18 protein-coding genes and 1 pseudogene are annotated in these 23,728 nt (G+C 71.4%); 5 read left to right on the top strand and 14 right to left on the bottom strand.

Annotation, left to right across the window (positions count from 1 at the left end):
* Positions 1 to 17: 17 nt before the first annotated feature.
* Positions 18 to 1,691: an FAD-binding dehydrogenase gene (locus tag QFZ74_RS01160; RefSeq protein ID WP_307618898.1), complete on the top strand. Its 1,674-nt coding sequence runs from the start codon at positions 18 to 20 to the stop codon at positions 1,689 to 1,691.
* Between the two features lies 1 nt (position 1,692).
* On the opposite strand, the gene QFZ74_RS01155 is transcribed toward QFZ74_RS01160, so the two are convergent.
* The 3 genes from QFZ74_RS01155 to QFZ74_RS01145 form a co-directional block, all read right to left on the bottom strand.
* Positions 1,693 to 2,043, bottom strand: coding sequence for a DUF488 domain-containing protein (locus QFZ74_RS01155; protein WP_307618897.1), 351 nt, complete (start codon positions 2,041 to 2,043; stop codon positions 1,693 to 1,695).
* A gap of 68 nt (positions 2,044 to 2,111) precedes the next feature.
* Positions 2,112 to 2,372, bottom strand: coding sequence for a WhiB family transcriptional regulator (locus tag QFZ74_RS01150; protein WP_307618896.1), 261 nt, complete (start codon positions 2,370 to 2,372; stop codon positions 2,112 to 2,114).
* 103 nt (positions 2,373 to 2,475) lie between these two features.
* Positions 2,476 to 3,696, bottom strand: coding sequence for a saccharopine dehydrogenase family protein (locus QFZ74_RS01145; protein ID WP_307618895.1), 1,221 nt, complete (start codon positions 3,694 to 3,696; stop codon positions 2,476 to 2,478).
* A gap of 175 nt (positions 3,697 to 3,871) precedes the next feature.
* On the opposite strand from QFZ74_RS01145, the gene QFZ74_RS01140 reads away from it, so the two are divergent.
* Both QFZ74_RS01140 and QFZ74_RS01135 read left to right on the top strand, forming a co-directional pair.
* The gene (locus tag QFZ74_RS01140; RefSeq protein WP_307618894.1) at positions 3,872 to 4,615 is read left to right on the top strand and encodes a TetR/AcrR family transcriptional regulator; all 744 of its coding nucleotides are present in this window, start codon (positions 3,872 to 3,874) and stop codon (positions 4,613 to 4,615) included.
* A gap of 77 nt (positions 4,616 to 4,692) precedes the next feature.
* Positions 4,693 to 4,872 (top strand): annotated as a pseudogene (locus QFZ74_RS01135) (MFS transporter); the annotation flags it as partial.
* A gap of 24 nt (positions 4,873 to 4,896) precedes the next feature.
* Here QFZ74_RS01135 and QFZ74_RS01130 read toward each other — a convergent pair.
* The 10 genes from QFZ74_RS01130 to QFZ74_RS01085 form a co-directional block, all read right to left on the bottom strand.
* A complete protein-coding gene (locus tag QFZ74_RS01130) occupies positions 4,897 to 5,352 on the bottom strand; it encodes a cyclic nucleotide-binding domain-containing protein (RefSeq protein WP_307618893.1) in 456 nt (151 codons plus the stop codon).
* A 256-nt stretch (positions 5,353 to 5,608) separates the two neighbouring features.
* On the bottom strand, positions 5,609 to 7,930 hold the full coding sequence (locus QFZ74_RS01125) for an FUSC family protein (RefSeq protein WP_373462333.1): 2,322 nt from the start codon (positions 7,928 to 7,930) through the stop codon (positions 5,609 to 5,611).
* 76 nt (positions 7,931 to 8,006) lie between these two features.
* Entirely contained in the window at positions 8,007 to 9,380 is a 1,374-nt protein-coding gene (locus QFZ74_RS01120) for an NAD(P)/FAD-dependent oxidoreductase (protein ID WP_307618891.1), read from the bottom strand.
* A gap of 148 nt (positions 9,381 to 9,528) precedes the next feature.
* The gene (locus tag QFZ74_RS01115; protein WP_307624003.1) at positions 9,529 to 9,966 is read right to left on the bottom strand and encodes an ATP-binding protein; all 438 of its coding nucleotides are present in this window, start codon (positions 9,964 to 9,966) and stop codon (positions 9,529 to 9,531) included.
* A gap of 93 nt (positions 9,967 to 10,059) precedes the next feature.
* On the bottom strand, positions 10,060 to 11,982 hold the full coding sequence (locus QFZ74_RS01110) for a long-chain fatty acid--CoA ligase (protein WP_307618890.1): 1,923 nt from the start codon (positions 11,980 to 11,982) through the stop codon (positions 10,060 to 10,062).
* Positions 11,983 to 12,096: 114 nt separating this feature from the next.
* Positions 12,097 to 14,304 carry a 1,4-alpha-glucan branching enzyme gene (gene glgB / locus QFZ74_RS01105; RefSeq protein ID WP_307618889.1) on the bottom strand — a complete coding sequence of 736 codons (2,208 nt, stop codon included), beginning with the start codon at positions 14,302 to 14,304 and terminating at the stop codon, positions 12,097 to 12,099.
* Between the two features lie 5 nt (positions 14,305 to 14,309).
* A complete protein-coding gene (locus QFZ74_RS01100; protein ID WP_307618888.1) occupies positions 14,310 to 15,674 on the bottom strand; it encodes a maltokinase in 1,365 nt (454 codons plus the stop codon).
* Positions 15,675 to 15,706: 32 nt separating this feature from the next.
* Positions 15,707 to 17,425, bottom strand: coding sequence for a maltose alpha-D-glucosyltransferase (gene treS, locus QFZ74_RS01095; protein ID WP_307618887.1), 1,719 nt, complete (start codon positions 17,423 to 17,425; stop codon positions 15,707 to 15,709).
* A complete protein-coding gene (locus QFZ74_RS01090) occupies positions 17,422 to 19,416 on the bottom strand; it encodes an alpha-1,4-glucan--maltose-1-phosphate maltosyltransferase (protein ID WP_307618886.1) in 1,995 nt (664 codons plus the stop codon). Before QFZ74_RS01090 ends, treS begins: the two co-directional genes overlap by 4 nt.
* Positions 19,417 to 19,510: 94 nt before the next feature.
* Positions 19,511 to 19,810 (bottom strand): DUF5133 domain-containing protein, encoded by a 300-nt coding sequence (locus QFZ74_RS01085; RefSeq protein ID WP_307618885.1) that lies wholly within the window; start codon positions 19,808 to 19,810, stop codon positions 19,511 to 19,513.
* 347 nt (positions 19,811 to 20,157) lie between these two features.
* Here QFZ74_RS01085 and QFZ74_RS01080 point away from each other — a divergent pair, with 347 nt between their 5' ends.
* Together QFZ74_RS01080 and glgX are read left to right on the top strand one after the other, a co-directional pair.
* Positions 20,158 to 20,661 carry a pep a2 gene (locus QFZ74_RS01080; RefSeq protein WP_307618884.1) on the top strand — a complete coding sequence of 168 codons (504 nt, stop codon included), beginning with the start codon at positions 20,158 to 20,160 and terminating at the stop codon, positions 20,659 to 20,661.
* Between the two features lie 23 nt (positions 20,662 to 20,684).
* Positions 20,685 to 22,814, top strand: a complete 2,130-nt coding sequence (gene glgX / locus QFZ74_RS01075; protein WP_307624002.1) for a glycogen debranching protein GlgX — start codon at positions 20,685 to 20,687, stop codon at positions 22,812 to 22,814.
* 14 nt (positions 22,815 to 22,828) lie between these two features.
* On the opposite strand, the gene QFZ74_RS01070 is transcribed toward glgX, so the two are convergent.
* The gene (locus tag QFZ74_RS01070) at positions 22,829 to 23,629 is read right to left on the bottom strand and encodes a VOC family protein (RefSeq protein ID WP_307618883.1); all 801 of its coding nucleotides are present in this window, start codon (positions 23,627 to 23,629) and stop codon (positions 22,829 to 22,831) included.
* Positions 23,630 to 23,728 lie beyond the last annotated feature (99 nt).

The raw sequence follows: 23,728 nt of genomic DNA, 5'->3' as shown, positions 1-23,728 counted from the left end.
GAAGGGACACGGTCGCCATGGACGCGGACGTCATAGTCGTCGGAGCGGGCCTCGCCGGTCTGGTCGCGGCGCACGAACTCACCAGCCGGGGACGGCGCGTCGCCCTGGTCGACCAGGAGAACGCGGCCAACCTCGGCGGGCAGGCGTTCTGGTCCCTGGGCGGTCTCTTCCTGGTCGACTCGCCCCAGCAGCGCCGCATGGGCGTCAAGGACTCCTTCGACCTCGCCTGGAACGACTGGCAGGGCAGCGCGCGGTTCGACCGCACCGAGGACGAGGACTCCTGGGCGGTGCGCTGGGCCCGCGCCTACGTCGAGTTCGCGGCAGGGGAGAAGCAGTCCTGGCTGGAGGGCCACGGCATCTCCCTGCTGCCCACGGTCGGTTGGGCCGAACGCGGCGACCTGCGCGCCGACGGGCACGGCAACTCCGTACCCCGCTTCCACATCGCCTGGGGTACCGGCACCGGCGTCGTCGAACCGTTCGCGCGTTACGCCCGGCAGGCTCAGCGCGACGGCCTGTTGACCTTCCACCACCGCCACCAGGTGGACGAACTGGTCGTCGAGAACGGCGAGATGCGCGGTGTGCGCGGCACCGTCCTCGCCGCCGACGACGCACCGCGCGGCGTGCGCACCAACCGCGATCGCATCGGCGACTTCGAACTCACCGCCCAGGCCGTGATCGTCACCAGCGGCGGCATCGGCGGCAACCACGACATCGTCCGCCGCTACTGGCCCGAGCGCATGGGCACCCCGCCCGCCGAGATGATCACCGGCGTCCCGGCGTACGTCGACGGCCGGATGCTCGACATCAGCGCCGAGGCGGGCGTACGGCTGGTCAACCGGGACCGTATGTGGCACTACACCGAGGGCGTGCGGAACTGGGACCCCATCTGGCCCGGCCACGGCATCCGCATCCTGCCCGGCCCCTCCTCGATCTGGCTCGACGCCCTCGGCCGCCGACTGCCCGACCCCTGCCTGCCCGGCTACGACACCCTGAGCACGCTCCGGCATCTGCGCACCGCCGAGGACCTCGCGGGGCACGACCACTCCTGGTTCGTCCTCACCCGGAAGATCATCGAGAAGGAGTTCGCGCTGTCGGGGTCCGAGCAGAACCCCGACATCACCGCCAAGGACCGAAAGGCCGTGCTGCGCGACCGTGTCCTCGGCAAGGGCGCCCCCGGCCCGGTGCAGGCCTTCCTCGACAAGGGCGCCGACTTCGTGACCGCGGGCACCCTCGAAGCGCTGGTCGAGAAGATGAACCGGCTCACGGACAAGCCCTTGTTGGACGCGCCCGGCGTACGCCGCCAGATAGAGGCCCGTGACCTCCAGATGGCCAACCCCTACAGCAAGGACTCCCAGGTCCAGGGCATCCGCAACGCCCGCCGCTACCTCGGTGACCGCCTCGGCAGGGTCGCCACTGCGCACCGCCTCCTCGACCCGGCCGCCGGACCGCTGATCGGCGTCAAGCTGCACATCCTCACCCGCAAGACCCTCGGCGGCATCCAGACCGACCTGGACTCCCGCGCCCTCGGCACCGACGGCCGGCCCATCGGCGGCCTGTACGCGGCGGGCGAGGTCGCCGGCTTCGGCGGCGGAGGCGTCCACGGCTACAACGCTCTGGAGGGCACCTTCCTCGGCGGCTGTCTGTTCTCCGGGCGGGCGGCCGGGCGGGCGGCGGCCCGGCAGACCGGCTGACTCAGTGCCGCAGTTGTGCCGCCAGTACCGAGGCGTGGCTCTGCTCCGTATGTCTGGAGGCGGTGAGGAGCGTGACCGGTCCCTTGCGGGCCGACTCCCGGAGTGCGGCCACGAGTTGGGCGGCTTCGGGCTCGGCGAGTTCCGCCTCGTAGCGGCGGCGGAACTCGTCGAACGACGCGTCGCCCTCGTGGTACCAGCGGCGCAGTTCGGTGGACGGGGTGAGGCCCTTGGGCCACTCGTCCAGGTGCGCCTCCTCCTTGGACACGCCGCGCGGCCAGAGCCGGTCGACCAGGACGCGCAGTCCGTCGTCCGGTTCGGGGGTGTCGTAGATCCGGCGCAGGCGGACGCTCACGGGCGGGGTCCCTCTCGGGTCGCGGACGGTGCCGCTCCCGCACGTGGGCCGCGGCCGGTCCCGTGAGCCTACTGCCGTGACGAGCGCGCGGGCGTGCGCCGGGCCATCGCGCGTCGTTCGTGCTCGGTGGCACCACCCCAGATGCCCGACGTCTGGCCGATCTCCAGCGCCCAGCGCAGGCACGGCTCCCGGACGGGGCAGCGGCGGCAGACCGACTTCGCCTGCCGGATCTGCGACAGCGACGGGCCGGCGCCGCCGATCGGGAAGAAGAGGTCCGGATCCTCGTGGCGGCAGCGCGCCTGCTGCCGCCAATCGACCGTCGTATTCACGTGTGTTGTCACCCCTCGGCTGTGTCGTCGTGCGCCTGTGTCCGGGTACGGGTCACCGGTCGGACGCGGCTGAAACGGCACAGCCCGGTCAGGGTGCGGGAGTTCACTGCTCGCGCAGGCCCCAGGGCGAGCCGTACTCGCTCAGCAGGTCCAGGAACGGGCGGGCCGGGAATGCCTCCGGGCCGAGCACGCCCGCGCCCGACCAGGCGCCGGTGGCCAGGAGTTCGAGCGCGACGACCGGGTTGACCGCCGTCTGCCACACCACGGCCTGGCTGCCGTACTCCGCCATGGACCACCGGTTGTCGACCACGTGGTACAGGTACACCTCGCGCGGCGCGCCGTCCTTGGTGCCGCGCACCCAGGTGCCCGCGCAGGTCTTGCCGTGCATGCGCTCGCCCAGCGTCGCCGGGTCCGGCAGACACGCGGCGACGACGTCCCGCGGGGACACCTGCACCGTCCCGCCGGTGCCGGGCACGCTCACCGGTGCGGTGCCGTCCAGACCCAGCTCGTGCAGGGTCCGCAGCTTGTCGATGAACTCCGAGCCCAGCCCGTACTTGAAGGTGACCCGCTTCGCGTCCACCCAGCGCGGGACCAGCAGCACCTCCTCGTGCTCGACGTTCACGCACTCCACCGGCCCGATCCCCTCGGGGAAGTCGAACACCTCCGGCTCGCTGAACGGCGCCGTGGTGAACCAGCCGCGGTCCGCCTCGTAGACGACCGGCGGGTTCAGGCACTCCTCGATGGTGGTCCAGATGCTGAACGAGGGGGCGAAGCCGTAGCCGTCGACGGTGAGGTTCGCGCCGTCGCGGATGCCGATCTCCTCGATCTCGTCGAAGAGGTCGTCGGCGGCGTACCGGGCGAACACGTCCGACAGACCGGGCTCCACGCCCATGCCGACGAGCGCGAGCGCGCCCGCCCGTTCCCACTCGGCGGCCTGGGCGAACTGCTCGTCGCCCAGCTTGAGCCCGCACTCCTCGTAGGGGCGCCCGGGGTGCGGGCGCGACAGGGACATCGCCATGTCGAGGTAGGTGGCGCCGGCGGTGCGGGCCGCGCGGAACAGCGGCATCACGAAGCGCGGGTCGGTGGCGTTGAGCAGGACGTCGCAGCCGTGGCGGGCCAGCAGGGCGGCCACCGCGGCCTCGTCGCCCGCGTCCACGCGCTCGGCGCGTAGCCGGGTCTCGTCCGGGCCGAGGGCCGCCACCGCGGCCTCGGCCCGCGCGACGTCGTAGTCGGCGACCACCATCAGGTCGAAGAACGAACGCCGGGCCGCGATCCGGGTGATGGCGGTACCGACACCGCCCGCTCCGACGAGCAGCACACGCATGACGTATCTCCCTAGTCGAACTCATCGAACTCATCGAACTCATCGAACTCATCGGAATCGTCGAAATCGTCGAAATCGAGGACAGGGCGCGCCCAGGCAGGCAATACAACGGCGCGGCGCCGCGTAAGGTCAATGGCGTTGGCATAAGGGGCGGGTCCAACCGGAGGGAGACGTCGTGCCGAAGCAGGTGGTGCCCGAGGAGAGGCGGCGGCGCAGGCGTCCCACCAAGAGCGGCACCGTGCTGTCCGAGCCGCTCATCGTCGAGACCGCGCTGCGCATGCTGCGCGAACACGGCAGCGCCGGGCTCACCGCGCGCCGCCTCGGACTGGCCCTCGACTGCGACCCCAGCACCCTGTACCGGTACTTCCGCGGCATGGACGACCTCACCCTGGCGATCGGCGACGCGCTCATCGGGCAGGCGCTCGACGGATGGGAGCCGACGGGGGAGTGGCGCGCCGACCTGCGGGCCATCGGGCTGCGGATCTACGGCGCCTACGTGGAACACCCCCAGGCGGCGGTGCTGACCGTGAGCCGGGTGACCGGGCGCGCGCACGAACTCGCCGCCGACGAGGCCGTGCTGGACGTGCTGCGCACCGCCGGCTTCTCGCTGCCGGACACCGTGCGCGTCTACCACGCCTTCATCGACCAGACGCTCGGCTTCGCCGCCCTCGACGCCGCCTCCCTGACCCTGCCGCGGGCCTCCCGGCGAGCCGACGAGGCGCAGTGGCGTTCGACCTACGCCCGCCTGCCCCGCAGCACGCACCCCCGCATCGCCGAGGCGGCCCCCCTGCTGACCACCCTCATGCTCGACAGCGCCTACCCGACCGCCCTGGACATGCTCCTGGACAGTGCGGAGCGGCAGTTGACCGGAGACCTCCGACAACCCGCGGGTCCCTCACAGGAGTCGCCGGGACAGTGAACGCCCATCGAGCCGGAACCGACGCCCCGCCCGCAACGCCCCGCGCCCTGTTCCCGCAGATGGCGGCCGAGACCTACATGCAGGGCGTCATGACGGTCGTCGTCGTGGGCGGCCCTCGCCTCGCCGACATCGCCCATGGCACCGCCGGCGCCGCCTTCGGCCCCAGGGCCGCCGTGGCGGGCGGCGGCCTGCTCGTCGTGCCTGTGACTCTGATCCTCGCGGCGACGGTCCCGGCACTGCGGCGCTACCGGATCTGACCCGGCGCCGAAGGGCGGCGCTCCCTACAACGGACTGCGCCGCCCCGAGGAGTACTGCTCCAGCAGCTTGCCCCGGGTCATCTCCAGGCGGTTGGCGAGGATCTCGGCGACGGTGCGGACCACGGACAGCCCGAGCAGGGGGTCCTCCACGCACAGGCCGAGGACCGCCGCCGCGTCGTACTCGTAGGCACGCACCTGGCTGAAGGCCACCGCGCCGAAGTCCCAGCTGTACGGCGGGAAGAGCCATGACCAGCCGAGCAGGTCCCCGGCGCCGAGGCTGGCGACCGTGACCCGCTGCTGGCTGGTGACCTGCTGGTCGAGGTTGACCGCGCCGGACCGGATCACCCAGAAACGGTCGGCGGTGCCGCCCGCCTCGAAGATCCTGGTGTCCTCCGGGAAGGACACCTCCCGCGCCAGCTCCATCAGACGCTCGCGCTGGGGCTGCGGAAGAGCGGTCAGCAGTTTTATCGCTTTGGTCATGACGCGGGGCTCCTCGCCGGCGAGAGGGCGGTGGTGTGCCTACGCCCATTTCAGCCGCTCCGGCCGCCCCGGGCACCTCGACGGTGCCGAGGCCTTGGAGCAGGACGTGCGTGGGCATGAAAAAGCCCTGGCTGGACGGGGGAGGCCAGCCAGGGCCGTAGACGGTGGCTCAGGGAGGACACGCACGGTCGACTCCGAGGCCACGTATTGGTGAACCGTAAACCACCTTCCGGTGTTCCGTGTACCCGGGAGCCCCTCACGTGACGGGTTTCACTGCCGGTTCGTCCTGGCCCCGGTTCACCGGCACCCGCAGCGGCCGCGCCAGACCCAGCACCGCCTCGTCCAGCCGCTGCAGCTGCCGCAGGACGCGGTCGGTCACCTGGCCCCAGCGCGGGGTGGCCAGAGTGCCGGGCTTCAGCAGCGAGGCGATGGACGGCCCGGTCATGACCTCGGTCTTGGCATGCGGGTCGGTGACGTGCGCGGCGATCGCCTCGATGTTCCGCACGATCCGGCTCCCGACCTCACGCAGCCGCGGATCCGCCGCGATCGAGGGCTTCAGCGGCAGTAGTTCGGCCGTGGCCGCGAGGGCGCGCGCGTGATAGGCACACGTCTCCAGCAGCGCCACCACATAGCGCGCCGTGTTGCGGCGGGAGCGCTGCGGCGAGATCGGGTGGGTCAGCGGGCGCGTGGACTCACGCAGGTCCGCCAGCGCCTGGTCCAGCTCGCGGGCCATGTCGAGCAGATCCGTCGGCGGCCCCCCGCTCAGCTGGTCGACCGCGGCCCGCGTGACGTCGGCCAGCCGGTCCAGGACGTCGGCGAGCAGCTCGTTCGTACGGAAGTCCGTGTGCACCGGCAGCACGAACGCCGCCGCGATGACCCCGCACGCCGCACCCAGCACCGTCTCCTCGATCCGCAGCACCAGGACGTCCACGCTGTAGGTGTGCAGCAGCGTGTACAGCATGCCCAGCGCGCCCGTGACGAAGAACGACATCAGCGTGTACGACACCGGCGCGAAGTACCACATGGCGAAGATGAACAGCAGCACCAGGACGAACGCCGTCCAGGAGCGCGGGCCGACCAGCCCCGCCAGCCCGACACCGGCCACCACGCCGAGCACCGTGCCCAGCACCCGGCGGTAGCCCTTGACCAGGATCTCCCCGGTGGACGAGGTGTTGATGAACACGAGCCAGCAGGTGACCACCGCCCAGTACCAGCGCTGACCGGACAGCAGCTCGCCGCCCGCGATGGCGAGCGCCGACCCGACGGACACCTGCACCGCCGCACGCGTGGTGCCCCGCCGCAGACCCGTGGGCTCCGTCTCGGTGGCCTCCTCCGTGCCCCGGATCACGGCGTCCTCCGCCTCCAGCTCCTCGCGCGAGCGCGTCGTCGCCGGCGAGTCGTCGGACTCGTCCTGGGGGCCGTCCAGCGCGGTCCGCAGACCCACGACGGCGCGCGTCGCCTCACCCAGCCCGCGGAAGACGTCCTGCACGGCGGGCGAGGCGTCCGGCAGCTTCTCGTCCTCCCGGTAGCCGAGCAGCCGGTTGCGCACGTGCGCCAGGGCCATCCCCGTGCTCTCCCTGGCCGGCCGCAGCACCAGCAGCCGCAGCGACTCCAGATCGCGGCGCAGCGCGGCGGTGGGAGCGTCGCGCATCGGCAGCTCCGCGCCCGGCGGAAGATGCGCGCCCGGCAGGTGCAGGGTGAGCGTGTCCGCCTGTTTCGCCTGCTCGGCGCTGCGCGCGGTCAGCAGCAGCAGCCCCAGCCGCTCCGCGGCGATCTCCGCGTCCGCGATGCGGCGCTGCAACTGCCGCGCCACCGCCGGATCCGGGGTCCCGTCCTCCAGCCGTCCCTGGATCATCAGCGCCGTCTCGTCCAGCCGGGCGGTCCTGACCCGCAGATCCTCCAGTACGTCGTCCACGTCGTCCGGACCCGCGTCGAGCAGCTCGATCTGCGCGTCGATGAGCTGGGCGAGCCGCGCCCGGAAGGCCTGCCGCAGCCGCTCGAGGATGCCCTCGGGCGAGTGCGGGGCGAGGGCGAACCGGGCCACCGTGCTGCACGCGAACGCGATGACGATCGTGCCGTACATCGCCGTCAGCGTCTCGGGCGTCACGTGCACGAACACGGAGATGAAGTAGAGCTGGAAGGCGATCACCCCGAGCCCCGTGCCGCGCTCGCCGAACCGGCGGCTGTACACGGCGCCGAAGATCAGCGCGACGAAGAACAGGTCGCCGACCACCACGAGCGGGTTCAGCAGCGCGCCCAGCGACACCGAGACCAGCGCCACCAGCAGCCCCAGCGCCAGCGTCAGCGCCTGCGGGCCCCGCTGCTTGTCCCGGACGCCGTACGTGGCCGCCATCGCCGTCATCGCCCCGGCGACCAGATGGGACACGTCGACCCGCAGGAACGCCAGCACGGCCAGGGTCAGGGCCACGGACATCACGATGCGCAGGGCCGTGGTCAGTCGCAGCAACCCGGGGTCGGAGGCCGCGATCCGGTCCCACAGTTTCGCCCGTACCGACCGATCCGCTGTCCGCACGCCGCTGTGCTCTCTCCCGTGTCCCGCCGTGATCTCATCCAGCATGGCACGCCCGCAGCGCCCCGGCACTGCCGCCACGGGGCCGCATACCCCTGGTGGCCGGGGCCCGCGGCGCCCTGGCTCAGTACGCGGTACCGTCCGCGGGATGTGCGGCCACCTGCTCACGCACCTGCTCGGGACTCAGGTACGCGTTGGTGTGCTCGAAGTCCTTCAGCCGCGGGGAGCGGCCCGACTGGAAGCCGGTGCTCACGAAGTCGGCGCCCGCGACCGCGTCCAGCGTCCAGTTGGTCAGGACGCGGGTCTTGGCGACGTTCGTGCGCAGCGCGGCCCAGTGGTAGCCGCGGGCGACCGCCTGGGCGGGCACGCCGCGCAGTTCGACGCCCAGCGTCCTGGCCACGGCGTCCTTGCCGCCGAGGTCGACGACCAGCCCCAGGTCCCTGTGCACGTACGGGCGCAGCGACTGGTGGCGCAGCGTCGCGATGACGTTGTCGGCGACCACCTTCCCCTGACGCATCGCGTGCTGGGCGGTCGGCGGGCACACCGCGCCCTTCTCGCCCTTGGCCAGGTCCGGGACGGCGGCCGCGTCACCGAGCGCGAAGACGCCGTCGTGGCCCGGCACGGTCATCTCGGGGGTGACCGTGAGCCGGCCCCGTTCGGTCGGCGCGCCCAGCGTGCCGATCAGCGGGCTGGCGGCCACCCCGGCCGTCCAGATCAGCGTGTGGGTGGGCACCACCCGGCCGTCGGTGAAGGTGACCTCCGTGGGGCCCGCCTTGGCGATGGACACCCCCAGCGAGATCTCGATGCCGCGCCGGCGCAGGACATCCTGCGCGCTGTGCCCGAGCTTGTCGCCGAGCTCCGGCATCAGCTTCGGCGCGATGTCGATCAGATGCCACTTGATCAGGCTGCGGTCCAGCCGCGGGTAGCGCTCCAGGGCCTCGTGCGTCAGCTCCTGCAGGCACGCGGCGGTCTCGGTACCGGCGTACCCGCCGCCGACCACCACGAACTGCAGACGGGCCGCGCGCTCCGCCGGGTCGTTGCTGGCGTCGGCGAGGTCGAGCTGCGAGATGACGTGATCGCGCAGATAGGCCGCCTCGGCGAGCGTCTTCATGCCGAAGGCGTGCTCGGTCAGCCCGGGGATGTCGAAGGTGCGGGTGACGCTGCCGGGCGCCAGCACGATGTAGTCGTACGACTCGTTGACGACCTCACCGGTGATCATCTTGATGACGCAGACCTTGGCCTCGAGGTCCACGCCGATCGCCGCGCCCGGGATGATCCGGGTGCGGTACTTCCGGCTGCGGCGCAGCGACAGGGCGATCGACTGGGGCGTCAGCATGCCCGAGGCGACCTGGGGGAGCAGGGGCAGATAGAGCTGGTAGGCGGACGGGGTCACCAGGGTGACGTCGGCCTCGTCCGGGGAGAGCCTGCGTTCGAGCCGGCGCACGCACTCCACACCTGCGAAGCCTGCGCCCACCACCAGGATCCTGGGTCGTGTCACGGTGTTCGGTCCTTTCTGCGACTGGCGGTTCTGGGGCTCCGGGCGGCCCGGATCGTTCTCGTTCGACTGCCCTGGATCACCGCTTCGCACCACACCGATCTCACCGTGTTCCGGTCCGACGCGCCAGTGGGCGGCCGCCCCGCCGCCCTCACCAGGGCAGGAACACATGGATGTCCTTGCCGTTCGCGGTGACGATGACGCTGACCTGGTCGCACAGCGTCTGCACGAGCCGCCAGCCGATGCCGCGGCCGCCGGTGCGGGGACTGAAGGGCCGCGCCTCGGGCCGTACGGTGCTCGTGTCGTGCATGGTGACGTGCACTCCGTCGTACGTGCGGCGCATCGTCAGGCCGAACCGGCCGGGCGCGTACTGCACGGCGTTCGCGGCCAGTTCCGTGACGACCAGCAGGATGTCGTCCCAGCGGTCCGGCGCCGAGGGCGGCGCCACCCGGGCGAGCCCGCCGAGGAAGTCCTGCGCGGACAGGCGCGCGTTCGTCACGTCGCACACGTCGCCCGGGAAGGAGACCGTACGGCGGTACGTCTCCTCCGGAAGCGGTGTGCTGCCGCGCCAACGCGGCCCCGTCGCCATCGTGTCGTCCCGGTTCCGTGTCCTCGCAGGGGTGAGGTCGTGGAGGTCGTGGATCAGCTCTCTCACGGCTGCGGGTTCCCTGGGGCGGGCAGGCTACGCGTACCCCGCCGCCCCGAACACGCTGTCGGTGTCGTCCCAGTCGGCCGGTTCCGGGGGCGCCGGGCGGCGGGCCGCCGGGGACCGGGACTCGTACATCGCGTCGATCTCGGCGGCGTAGTGCTGGGCGATGGCCTCCCGGCGCAGCTTCATCGAGGGCGTCAGCAGCCCGTTGGCGGGGTCGAACGGCTCGGGCAGGACCCGGTAGACCCGGATCGACTCGGAGCGGGACACCGCGCTGTTGGCGCACGCGACCGCCCGCGCGATCTCCTCCCGCAGCGCGCTCTCCTCCCGCGCATCACGCCCCGCCGCGTCGCCTTCCCGCAACGAGGTGCTGCCCCGAAAGTGGGCGAGGAAGTCCGGGTCGAGCGTGATCAGCGCGCCCACACAGGGCCGGCCGTCGCCGACGACCACCGCCTGGTGCACCAGCGGATGCATCCGCAGCCGCTCCTCCAGCGGGGCCGGTGCCACGCTCTTGCCGCCGCTGGTGACGATGACGTCCTTCTTGCGGCCGGTGATCGTCAGATAGCCCTCGGAGTCCACCCGCCCGATGTCGCCCGTGGCCAGCCAGTCCCCGAACAGCGCCGCCCGCGTCCCCGCCTCGTCACCCACGTAGCCCTGGAAGACCGACGGGCCGCGCACCAGGATCTCCCCGTCGTCGGCCACCTGGATCAGCGTGCCCGGCAGCGGCAGCCCCACGGTCCCGGACTTCTCCCGGCCCAGCGGCTGCATGGTGATCCCGCCGGCGGTCTCCGTCAGGCCGTAGCCGTCGTGGACGTAGACGCCGATGCCCTCGTAGAAGAGGGTGAGGTCCCGGCTCAGCGACGTGCCGCCGGACGTGCCCCGCAGCACCCGGCCGCCCAGCGCTGCGCGCAGCTTGCGGTACACCGTCCGCTCGTACAGCGCGTGCTGCATGCGCAGGTCGAGCCCGGGACCCGGACCGGCGCCCAGCCGCTGCCGCTCGGTGGCCGCGGCGAACTCGCGCGCCGTCTGCGCCGCCCGCCCGAACAGCCCGCTGCGGCCCTCCCGTTGGGCCGTCCGCAGGAACGTCTTGTAGAGCTTCTCGAACACCGAGGGCACACCGTAGAAGTACGTCGGCCGGAACGTCCGCAGCGCCGACGCCAGCGCCTCCTGCGTCATCTCCGCCTCATGGCCCAGCAGGATGCCGCCGCGCACGCACAGCACCTGGACCATCAGCCCGTACACGTGCGAGAACGGCAGGAAGGCCAGGACCGACGGCTGTTCCCCGGGCGCCGCCGCGGTGTGCCCCCAGCCCGCGAGCAGCGTGTCGCACGGGTACGCCAGGCCCCGGTGGCTCAGCGCACAGCCCATCGCACGGCCCGACGTCCCCGAGGTGTAGGCGATGGCCGCCGTCGAGTCCGGCAGCACGATCCGGCGCAGGGAGTCCACCGTGGTGGCCGGGATGAGCGCACCCCGCTCCGTCAACTGCTCCAGCGCCCCCGCGTCCAGCTGCCACACGTGCCGCAGCCGGGGCAGGCCCGTGCACACGGTCCCCACCGTCATCGCGCCCTGCTCGTCCTCCACCAGCACGGCCACGCAGCCGGCGTCCCCGAGGATCCAGGCGACCTGCTCGCGCGAGGACGTCGCGTGGATCGGCACGATCTCCGCGCCCACCGCCCACAGCGCGTGCGCGAGCACCGTCCACTCGTACCGGGTGCGCGCCATGACGGCCACCCGGTGGCCGGGCGAGATCCCGGAGGCCACCAACCCCTTGGCCACGTCCGTCACTTGGTCCCGCAGCTCGACGGCCGTGACCTCCTCCCACGTGGCGGAGGAGGGGTCGGGACGGTAGGAGAGCACCGGCAGGGTGGGGTTCTGCTCCGCCCGGTCGAAGACGCTGTCGGCCAGTCCGCCCCTCAGTGCCGGGGCGGCCGCTGGAGCGGGAGCCGCGTCGCTCATGCACTGCTCCTGAGGTGTACGGAGGGTGACCCCGCCGCTCGGATCCGTTGTCGACGGGGCCGAATGTAGCCCAGGTGCGTGCTGTTGGTGGAGAGATCGGGGAACTGGTGTGCGTCAGAGGGAGGATGACGGGGTCAGCCACACCGTCGCGAGAGGCGGCAGCGTGAGCCGGATCCGGCCGTCCCGAGAGGTGACCGGCCCCTCGTTCGCGACGTCGCCGCCTCCGTAGCAGGCGGTGTCCGTGTTGAGGATCTCCTGCCAGGCGCCCACGTCCTTGGGCACGCCGACCTCGTAGTCGTGGCGGACGACCGGCGAGAAGTTGGACAGGGCGAGCAGCGGGCTGCCCTCGGCGTCGTAGCGCAGGAAGCCGAAGATGTTGTCATCCGCCGCGTCCCCGATCGTCCACTGGAACCCGCCGGGATCGGTGTCGCGCTGCCACAGGGCCGGAGTGCGCCGGTACACGGAGTTGAGGTCGCGGACCAGGTCCCGCACACCGCGGTGGTCGGCCTGCGCCACGTAGTCCGGGTCAAGGAGCCACCATTCCGGGCCCTCCGGCTCCGACCACTCGCCGCCCTGCGCGAACTCCTGCCCCATGAAGAGGAGTTGCTTGCCCGGGTGGGCCCACATGAAGCCGAGGTACGCGCGGTGGTTCGCCCGCCGCTGCCACCAGTCGCCGGGCATCTTCGACACCAGGGCCTGCTTGCCGTGCACGACCTCGTCGTGGGAGATGGGCAGCACGTAGTTCTCGCTGTAGGCGTAGATCATCGAGAACGTCATCTCGTGGTGGTGGTACTTGCGGTGCACGGGCTCGTGCTGGATGTACTCCAGCGAGTCGTGCATCCAGCCCATGTTCCACTTCAGCCCGAACCCCAGACCGCCGCTGTCGGTCGGCCGCGTCACCCCGTCCCAGGCCGTCGACTCCTCGGCGATCGTGACGACACCCGGACAGCGGCGGTAGACGGTCGCGTTCATCTCCTGCAGGAACGCCACCGCGTCCAGGTCCTCGCGTCCGCCGAACACGTTGGGCGTCCACTGACCGGAGTCACGCGAGTAGTCGAGGTAGAGCATCGAGGCGACCGCGTCCACGCGCAGCCCGTCGATGTGGAACTCCTCGCACCAGTACACCGCGTTGGCGACCAGGAAGTTGCGCACCTCGGTACGGCCGAAGTCGAACTCGTACGTCCCCCAGTCCGGGTGCTCGGCCCGCCGCGAGTCCCCGGGCTCGTACAGGGGATCCCCGTCGAAGCGGGCCAACGCCCAGTCGTCCTTGGGGAAGTGGGCCGGGACCCAGTCCATGATGACGCCGATGCCCGCCTGATGAAGGGCGTCGATCAGGTACTTGAAGTCGTCGGGGCCGCCGAGGCGGGCCGCCGGCGCGTAGAAGCCGGTGACCTGGTAGCCCCAGGAGCCGCTGAACGGGTGCTGCGAGACCGGCATCAGCTCGACGTGGGTGAAGCCCAGGTCCTTGACGTAGCGCGGGAGTTCCTCCGCCAGCCGGCGGTAGTCGAGTCCCGGGCGCCAGGAGGGCAGGTGGACCTCGTACACCGAGAAGGGCGCCTCGTGCACCGGTGTGTCGGCGCGGTGCGCCAGCCAGTCCTCGTCGCCCCACTCGTAGTGCGAGGCCGTCACGATCGAGGCCGTGTCGGGCGGCACCTCCGCGCGGCGCGCCATCGGGTCGGCCTTCAGGAACCGTTCGCCGTAGCGGGAGGTGATCTCGAACTTGTACCGGGCGCCCTCGCCGATGCCGGGGAGGAACAGCTCCCACACCCCGGACGCACCGAGCGAGCGCATCGGGAACTGCGTGCCGTCCCAGAAGGTGAAGTCACCGGCCACCCGCACGCCCTGGGCGTTCGGCGCCCACACCGCGAAGCGGGTGCCGGCCACCCCCTGGTGCGTCATCGGCTCGGCGCCGAGGGCCTTCCAGAGCTGCTCGTGGCGCCCCTCGCGGATCAGGTGCAGGTCGAGCTCGCCGAGCGCGGGCAGGAAGCGGTACGGGTCGTCCACCTCGTGCTCGCCGCCCTCGTACGTCACCAGCAGTGTGTACGAGGGGATGTCCGCGTAGGGCAGCACGGCGGCGAAGAGGCCGTCGCCCTCGGAGTGCAGCGTGTTGCGCGTCCCGTCTATGACGACGCTGACCGCGCGGGCGAAGGGGCGCAGCACCCGGAACAGGGTCCCGCCGGGCGCCGGATGGGCACCGAGGAGGGCGTGCGGGTCGTGATGCGCGCCCGCCAGCAGGCGCTCGCGCTCAGCGGCGTCGAGGGGAACCGCCACCGGCGGGAGTGGTCCCGACGGCTCGGGGAGCGAGGTCTCGCGCAGTGCCATGTCGTTCAGCCTCCCTTGATCGCAAGCCGCTCGATCGCGGCCATCGGTACCGGCAGCCAGTCGGGGCGGTGCCGGGCCTCGTACAGGACCTCGTACACCGCGCGGTCCGTCTCGTGCGCACGCAGCAGGGCGTGCGTCCTTCGGGGGTCCCACCCGGCCCGGGTGGCGTAGCCCGCACAGTAGGCGTCCCGGCAGCGGCGGGCCCACTCCGGGCGCCACGGGCGGCGCTGCCGGGCCGCGTAGTCGAAGGACCGCAGCATCCCGGCCACGTCCCGCACCGGTGACTGCAGGCCGCGCCGCTCGGCGAGCGGACGGGACGGCTCGCCCTCGAAGTCGATGACGAACCACGAGTGGTCGGCGCGCAGCACCTGCCCGAGGTGCAGGTCGCCGTGGATGCGCTGGGCCGGCGGCCCGGCCTCGCAGGTGGCGAGCGCGCCGAACGCGGTGCGCAGACCGGGGACGTACGGCGCGAGCGCGGGCACGGAGTGCGCGGCGGCCTCCAGCCGTGCCGTCATCGCCGCCGCCGTACGGCCGTTCTCGCCGTCGCCCCCGGAGGGGAAGGCGCCGGCCAGCGCCAGATGCACCTCGGCCGTCGCCCGCCCCAGCTCATGCGCCTTCAGCGTGAAGTCGTCCCCCGCCGCGAGCGCGCGCAGGGCCAGTGTCCAGCCGTCGGTCGCGTCCGGCAGGAACGGCTGGAGCACGCCGAGCGTGGCCGGCCACGGCTCGGCCGTCCGGAACCACGCCATCGGCGCGGGCACCCGGGCGCATCCCTGCGCGGCCAGCGCCCCCGGCACCTCCAGGTCCGGGTTGATCCCGGGCTGGATGCGCCGGAAGAGCTTCAGGATGTACGCGTCCCCGTACACCAGCGAGGAGTTGGACTGCTCGGCGTCCAGCAGCCGGGGCGCGAGCCCTTCCGGCACCCGCACGTCGGGATTGGCCTCGAAGCGCAGCGGGCCCGCCGTGCCGGGCCGGCGCAGCCGCTCCAGGAGCAGCTCGGCCGCGCGCGGGTCGTACAGGGCGTCGTACACCGCGAGACCCGCCAGCGGGCCGTCCTCGGCCCGGCCGATGAAGGCCCGGTCGAGCTGCGGCACCGGATGGTCCCGCACACCGAGCAGCAACTGGTAACAGTCGCCCGACGGGGGAGTGTTGCCGGGCGTGGGAACGCCCCCGTGCCCCGCGTGCACCAGAAGATGCAGACAGCCTGGGAACAGCTCGGTCAGGGCCAGCAGGGACAGGTCCGTGACCGGCCGGTCCTTGCCGGCGAACCAGCGCTGGCGCGGCAGCCACTGCCGCAGCAGCGGCGCGAGCGAGGCCATGGGCCGGTCGAGGGCGGTCATGGCCCCCGGCTGGAGCGAAGCGGTCTTCAGCATGGTCACGCGTCCTTTCCTCGGCGTTCGCGTGGTCAGCGTCGTCGGCCGATGCGGGAGGCGACTCGGGAGAGCCGGAACCAGTAGAACCCGTGGCCCGCGAGGGTGAGCAGATACGGCAGTTCACCGATCGCCGGGAAGCGGACCCCGCCGATCAGCTCGACGGGATGCCGTCCGTCGTACTCCCGCAGATCGAGTTCGGTGGGCTGGGCGAAGCGGGAGAAGTTGTGCACGCACAGGACGAGGTCGTCCTCGTACTCGCGCAGGAAGGCGAGAACGGCCGGATTGGACGAGGGCAGTTCGGTGTACGTCCCGAGTCCGAAGGCGGGGTTCTGCTTGCGGATCTCGATCATGCGGCGCGTCCAGTGCAGCAGCGACGAGGGCGAGGACATCGACGCCTCGACGTTGGTGACCTGGTAGCCGTAGACCGGGTCCATGATCGTGGGGAGGGTGAGCCGCCCGGGGTCGCCGGAGGAGAAGCCCGCGTTGCGGTCGGGTGTCCACTGCATGGGTGTGCGGACGGCGTCGCGGTCGCCGAGCCAGATGTTGTCGCCCATGCCGATCTCGTCGCCGTAGTAGAGGATCGGTGAGCCGGGCAGGGAGAGCAGCAGGGCGGTGAACAGCTCGATCTGGTTGCGGTCGTTGTCGAGGAGGGGTGCGAGGCGGCGGCGGATGCCGATGTTGGCGCGCATGCGGGGGTCCTTGGCGTACTCGGCCCACATGTAGTCGCGTTCCTCGTCGGTGACCATCTCCAGGGTCAGCTCGTCGTGGTTGCGCAGGAAGATGCCCCACTGGCAGCCCGACGGGATCGAGGGCGTCTTGGCGAGGATCTCGGAGACCGGGTAGCGCGACTCGCGGCGCACCGCCATGAAGATCCTCGGCATGACGGGGAAGTGGAACGCCATGTGGCATTCGTCGCCGCCGGACTGGTAGTCGCCGAAGTAGTCGACGACGTCCTCCGGCCACTGGTTCGCCTCCGCCAGGAGGACCGTGTCCGGGTACATCGCGTCGATCTCCCGGCGGACCCGCTTCAGGAAGTCGTGCGTGGCGGGCAGGTTCTCGCAGTTCGTGCCGTCCTTGGCGTAGAGATAGGGGACGGCGTCCAGCCGGAACCCGTCGATGCCGAGGTCGAGCCAGAACTTCAGCGCGGCCAGGATCTCCTCCTGGACCACGGGGTTCTCGTAGTTGAGGTCCGGCTGGTGGGAGAAGAAACGGTGGAAGTAGTACTGGCCGCGGACCGGGTCGAAGGTCCAGTTGGAGGCCTCGGTGTCGACGAAGATGATCCGGGCGTCCTGGTACTGCTTGTCGTCGTCGGCCCACATGTAGTAGTCGCCGTAGGGGCCGTCGGGGTTCTTGCGGGACTCCTGGAACCACGGGTGCTGGTCGCTGGTGTGGTTCATGACGAAGTCGATGATGACGCGCATGCCGCGCTGGTGGGCGGCGTCCACGAACTCGACGAAGTCGGCCAGGTCACCGAACTCGGGCAGGACCGAGGTGTAGTCGGAGACGTCGTAACCGCCGTCCTTGAGAGGGGACTTGAAGAAGGGCGGCAGCCAGAGGCAGTCGACGCCGAGCCACTGGAGGTAGTCGAGTTTGGCCGTGATGCCCTTGAGGTCGCCGATGCCGTCGCCGTTGCTGTCCTGGAAGGAGCGCACCAGGACCTCGTAGAAGACGGCGCGCTTGAACCAATCCGGGTCCCGGTCTCTGGCGGGGGTGTCCTCGAAGGTGTCGTGGACGGGCTCGTTGACGGTCATGACGCTCTGGACCCTCCGTTCTGCGGGGTGGACGATCGCTGGACGTGGAGCACGTGTGCCGGCGCCCGGCCGGGTGTGAGGCGCACGTAGTCGGTCCTGCCCCAGTGGTAGGTCTCACCCGTCAGTTCGTCGTGCACGGACAGGGCGTCGTGCCAGTCCAGGCCGAGTTGCGGCATGTCCAACGAGACCGTGGCCTCCTGGGTGTGGTGGGGGTCGAGGTTGGCGACCACCAGCACCGTGTCGTCGCCCGTGCGCTTGCTGTACGCGATCACGGCGTCGTTGTCGGTCGAGTGGAAGCGCAGGTTCCTCAGGTGGTGCAGGGCGGGGTGCTGCCGCCGGATGGTGTTGAGCCGGGTGACGAGGGGCGCGATGCTGCGGCCCTCGCGCTCGGCGGCGGCCCAGTCCCGGGGCTTCAGCTGATACTTCTCGGAGTCCAGGTACTCCTCACTGCCCTCGTGCGGTGCGGAGTTCTCGCAGAGTTCGTAGCCGCTGTAGATGCCCCAGGTGGGGGAGAGGGTGGCCGCGAGGACGGCACGGACCTCGAAGGCGGGGCGGCCGCCGTCCTGGAGGTAGGCGTGCAGGATGTCGGGGGTGTTGGCGAAGAAGTTCGGCCGCATGTAGGCCGCCGCGTCCCCCGACAACTCCGTCAGGTATTCGGTGAGTTCCTGCTTGCTGGTGCGCCAGGTGAAGTACGTGTACGACTGCTGGAAGCCGATCTGGGCGAGCGTGTGCATCATCGCCGGGCGGGTGAACGCCTCCGCCAGGAAGATCACGTCCGGATCGGTGCGGTTGACCTCCCGGATGACTCGCTCCCAGAACAGGACCGGCTTGGTGTGCGGGTTGTCGACCCGGAAGATCCGCACGCCGTGCGCCATCCAGTGCCGCAGGATCCGCACCGTCTCGGCGACCAGACCGTCCATGTCCGCGTCGAACGCGACCGGATAGATGTCCTGGTACTTCTTCGGCGGGTTCTCCGCGTACGCGATCGTCCCGTCCGGGCGATGGTGGAACCACTCCGGATGCTTGTGCACCCACGGGTGGTCAGGGGAGCACTGCAACGCGAAGTCCAGCGCGACTTCCATGCCCAACTCCGTCGCCCGGCCCACGAAGTGGTCGAAGTCCTCGAGCGTGCCCAGGTCGGGGTGGATCGCGTCGTGACCGCCCTCCGGGGAGCCGATCGCCCACGGCACCCCGACGTCGTCCGCACGGGCCGTGAGGGTGTTGTTGCGGCCCTTGCGGAAGGTCGTCCCGATCGGGTGGATCGGCGGGAGGTAGACCACGTCGAAACCCATGTCCGCGATGGCGTCCAAGCGGCGGGCCGCCGTCCGGAACGTGCCGTGCGGCTGCTCTTCCGTGCCTTCGGAGCGGGGGAAGAACTCGTACCACGAGCCGTACAGGGCCCTCTCCCGCTCCACCAGCAACGGCAACGGATCGGAAGCGGTGACCAGTTCACGCAGCGGATACCGGCCGAGGATCTCGGCCACCTCCGGCGCCAGCGCCGCCGCCAGACGGGTCTGGAGGGAGAGGGAGTCGTCGTCCAGGGTGAGGGCCGCCGTCAGGACCAGGTCGCGTTCCGGTCCCTCGGGCACCCCGTCGGCCGCGCGGGTGAGGAGGTCGGCGCCCTCCTCCAGCACCAGCCCGGTGTCGATGCCCGCCGGGATCTTGACGGCGGCCGTACGGCGCCAGGTGGTCAGCGGGTCGCTCCAGGCCTCCACCACGTAGGTCCAGCGGCCCGTCGCGTCCGGGGTGACGTCGGCGCCCCAGCGGTCGGAGCCGGGGGCGAGTTCCCGCATCGGCGTCCAGGGACCGGGGCGGCGCCGCGGGTCGTACAGCACGACGTTGGCGCCGACGGCGTCATGGCCTTCGCGGAACACGGTGGCGGAGATCTGGAACGTCTCCCCGGCGACCGCCTTCGCCGGTCGCCTGCCGCATTCCACGGCCGGACGGACATCGCGTACCGGGACGCGGCCGATGGCCGGAGTCGAACTCATGGGTCTCACCTCCGCCGTGCGCGAAGCCGGGCCCGGGGCCCGGCTCGGATTCGATTGGTTGGGGGGAACTGATGGGGGACTGCTGGGGGAAACGTCAGTGCATTTCCGCGACGGGGCGCGGTTTCGCGGGCGGACCCCGACGCACCGCGCGGCTGCCGTGGGGCCGGCCCGCGTGCTCCTGGAGATAGCCGCCGAGACCGCTGCGCAGATAGCGCTCCGCGGCGTCGGCGGCCTCCCGGGCACAGCGCTTGCCCAGCAGCACGCACAGCGTGTAGCCCGAGTCCTCGAACGTCGCCCGTATGGTGCGGTCCGCCGGGGAGGCGAGCATCGCCCGCTCCCACGCCCGGTACCGCCGCAACTGCCGGGCCACTTCGGCCTTCGCAGGTAGCAGCATGGCCCTGTTCACCTTCCGACGCGGTCGAGTAGGGGCGCCTCCCGACGGTCGGATGGTCTCCGCGCAGGCCGATTCTGCGCGCTCGCGGAGGTACGGAGCCGTTGCGGCGATCGAGGCACTTTCACTCATGGTGCACGTATGACCACTCAGCGTCTTGTTGGCTTCTCAACTACCTCGTCCCACCTGCCTCGATCGCCCCACTGGCGTGCTCGTGTTGCACGAATGGCGTAGCGGCCGCACTGTTGATCTGACTCCGCAGTGATCGGGTGGAAACACTCCGTGACCGGAGTCGAAGGTTCGCGGGGGCGAGAACGAGCGAGAGCTTCACCGGTGAGGAGCAAGCGACGATGAAGACCGCAAGGCCCTGCTACTACCACGTGGACGTGGAGGTCAGCCCGGAACGGGTGGGACACGTCAGCCGCATCCTGGCTGCCCATCTCCGCTACTGGGACCTCGAGAACCTCGTGGAACCCGTCTGCCGCGCCGCCGAACTGCTGCTGCGCGCCATCGACGAGCACGCCTCGGACAAGCACATGTCGATCGAGATGTGGTGGAACGGCCAGCACCTGATCACGGCCATCGGCGACGACGACCGCGACCTGCGGCCCGACCAGGACCTGCGCGGCTGCCTGGCCCACCTCGCGGCGACGAGCGACGGCTGGGGATGCTGCGCCACCGAGACCGGCGGCAAGATCATCTGGTTCTCGCAGCGGGCTCGCTCCGGTGAGCGCGTCCCGCTGGTCCCGACGGTTCCGCGGCCGAGCCTGCGCCATATGCGCCAGGTGCCGCGCGAACTGCCGGCCGCCGCCCGAGCCGCCGCCACGGACCTGGTCCTGGAGGGCGTCCGGTGACGGCAGGACAGTCCCGGAAAGGGGTGCCCGCGTGGAGCGGGCACCCCTACCCGTTGGGTGCCTCCTTCGACGGCCAGGGCACCAACTTCGCCCTCTTCAGCGAGGTCGCCGAACGCGTCGACCTCATCCTGGTCGACGACCACGGCGGTGAGGTCCGCGTCCCGCTCACCGAGGTCGACGGCTTCGTCTGGCACGGCTACCTGCCCGGCATCGGGCCCGGCCAGCGCTACGGCTACCGCGTCCACGGCCCCTGGGCGCCCGACCTCGGCCACCGGTGCAATCCGGCGAAGCTGCTCCTGGACCCCTACGCGCAGGCCGTCGACGGGCAGATGGACAACGACCCCTCGCTCTACGAGCGCGCCGCGCGCGGGCCCGCCCCGGCCGACAGCGCCGGCCACTCCATGCTCGGCGTCGTGACGGACCCGTACTTCGACTGGGGCGAGGACCGCCCGCCGCGGCGGCAGTACTCCGACTCGGTGATCTACGAGGCCCATGTACGGGGCCTGACCCGCACCCATCCAGACGTCCCGCCCCGGCTGCGCGGCACGTACGCCGCCCTCGCGCACCCCTCGGTCATCGAGCACCTGACCACGCTGGGCGTGACCGCCGTCGAGCTGATGCCGGTCCACCAGTTCGCGCAGGACGGCGTGCTCCGCGACCGCGGGCTGTCCAACTACTGGGGCTACAACACGATCGGCTTCTTCGCCCCGCACAACGGCTACGCCGCGTTCGGCACCCGCGGAGAGCAGGTCAACGAGTTCAAGGCGATGGTCAAGGCGCTGCACGCGGCCGGACTCGAAGTGATCCTCGACGTCGTCTACAACCACACGGCCGAGGGCAACGAACGCGGCCCCACGCTGTCCTTCCGGGGCATCGACAACGCCTCGTACTACCGCCTGGTGGACGGCGACTGGGCGCACTACTACGACACCACCGGCACCGGCAACAGCCTGCTGATGCGGCACCCCTACGTGCTCCAGCTCATCATGGACTCGCTGCGGTACTGGGTCACCGAGATGCACGTCGACGGCTTCCGCTTCGACCTCGCGGCCACGCTCGCCCGGCAGTTCCACGAGGTGGACCGGCTGTCGGCGTTCTTCGACCTCATCCAGCAGGACCCGGTGATCAGCCGGGTCAAGCTCATCGCCGAACCCTGGGACGTGGGGGAGGGCGGCTACCAGGTCGGCAACTTCCCGCCCCTGTGGTCGGAGTGGAACGGCAAGTACCGCGACGCCGTACGGGACTTCTGGCGGGCCGAGCCGGGCTCCCTCGGCGAGTTCGCCTCCCGGCTCACCGGCTCCTCCGACCTCTACCAGCACAGCCGGCGCCGGCCGCGCGCGAGCGTCAACTTCGTCACCGCGCACGACGGTTTCACCCTGCGCGACCTCGTGTCGTACAACGACAAGCACAACGAGGCCAACGGCGAGGGCAACCGGGACGGCGAGAGGTTCAACCGGTCCTGGAACTGCGGCGCCGAGGGCGACACCGCCGATCCCGCGATCCTGGAGCTGCGCGCCCGCCAGCAGCGCAACCTCCTCGCCACCCTGCTGCTGTCGCAGGGCATCCCGATGCTCAGCCACGGCGACGAACTCGGACGCACCCAGCGCGGCAACAACAACGCCTACTGCCAGGACAGCGCACTGTCCTGGGTCGACTGGCGGCTCACCGACGAGCAGCGCACGCTCGCCGACTTCACGCGGTACGTCATCGGGCTGCGCGCCGCCCACCCGGTACTGCGCCGGCGCCGCTTCTTCCGCGGCGAGACCGCCATCAGCGCCGGGCAGCCGCTGCCCGACCTGGTGTGGCTGCTGCCCGACGCGCGCGAGATGACCGACCGGGACTGGCAGCGCGCCGACGCCCACTCGGTCGGCGTCTTCCTCAACGGCGACGCCATCGCCGAACGCGACCCGTACGGGCGGCGCGTCGTCGACGACTCCTTCCTGCTGCTTCTCAACAGCTACTGGGAGCCGGTCGACTTCCGCCTGCCCGACGACACCTACGGCGAGCGCTGGACCACCCTCATCGACACCGCGGACCCCGAGGGCGTCCCGGACGAGCGCGAGCGCAAAGCCGGCACCCGGCTGCGCGTCGAGGCCCGCAGCCTGGTGCTGCTGTCCCGGCCGTCGCGGGGCGGAGGCAAGAGGAACGGGTAGTAGCGAACAGGGGTTCAGCGTTCGCTGCGCGAGGTCACCGTGAACTGCGCGCCGTCCGGATCGCGCAGGATGGCCTCGTTCTCGTCCTCGCGCAGCACGCTGCCCCCGCGCTTCTCCGCCGTGCGGGCGCACGCCGTCACGTCGTCCACGGCGAAGTGGATCTGCCAGTGCGGCCGGACCGACGGATCGGGGGCCGACTCCACGGCCCCCGAATCGATGCGCGCCACCACGTCGCCCCGGCTGCGCAGCACGACCTCACCGCCCTCGTACTCCACCTCGCAGCACCCGGGCAGCCCCGAGGCCCACTCCAGAATCTCGCCGTAGAAGATCGCCGAGTCGAAGGCGTTGCGGGTGTGGAGCCGGATGAACGTCGGGGCCGCCTGCCGCCACGCCTCCCAGTTGGAGACGAGCTTGCCCTCCCAGATCCCGAACGTGGCGCCGTCCCGGTCGGCGAGCAGCGCAGCCCGGCCCGGCGGGAAGGACAGCGGACCCACGGCCACCGTGCCGCCGCGCTCCCGCGCCCGGGCCGCGGCCACGTCCGCGTCCGGCACGGCGAAGTACGGCGTCCACGCCACCGCCATCTGCCACATCGAGGCGACGGCGGCGATCCCGGCGACCGGCACGCCGTTCGCCAGCGCGATCCGGAAGTGGTCGCCGAGCTTCACGTTGCGCCACTGCCAGCCCAGCAGGGCCCCGTAGAAGTCCTGCGTGGCCTGGAGGTCACGGCTGGTGAGGCTCACCCAGCACGGGGAGCCGAAGACGGAGCGCGTGGAGACGACGTCCGGCGCGCCGGGGAAAGTGCTGTCCTGATTCATGGCTGTCGCGTCCTGGTCTCGAAGGCACGGTGGCCACCGGCCTTCCCCCAGTGTCCAACCCGAAGCCGCCGAGGTGCCTGTCGAGACGACCCGCCGGCG

Origin of the sequence: Streptomyces sp. V3I7, assembly GCF_030817495.1 — a bacterium.
Taxonomy (GTDB): Bacteria; Actinomycetota; Actinomycetes; order Streptomycetales; family Streptomycetaceae; genus Streptomyces.
Note: the sequence above shows the minus strand (reverse complement) of the source record. Positions and strands in the feature narration are given on the sequence as shown.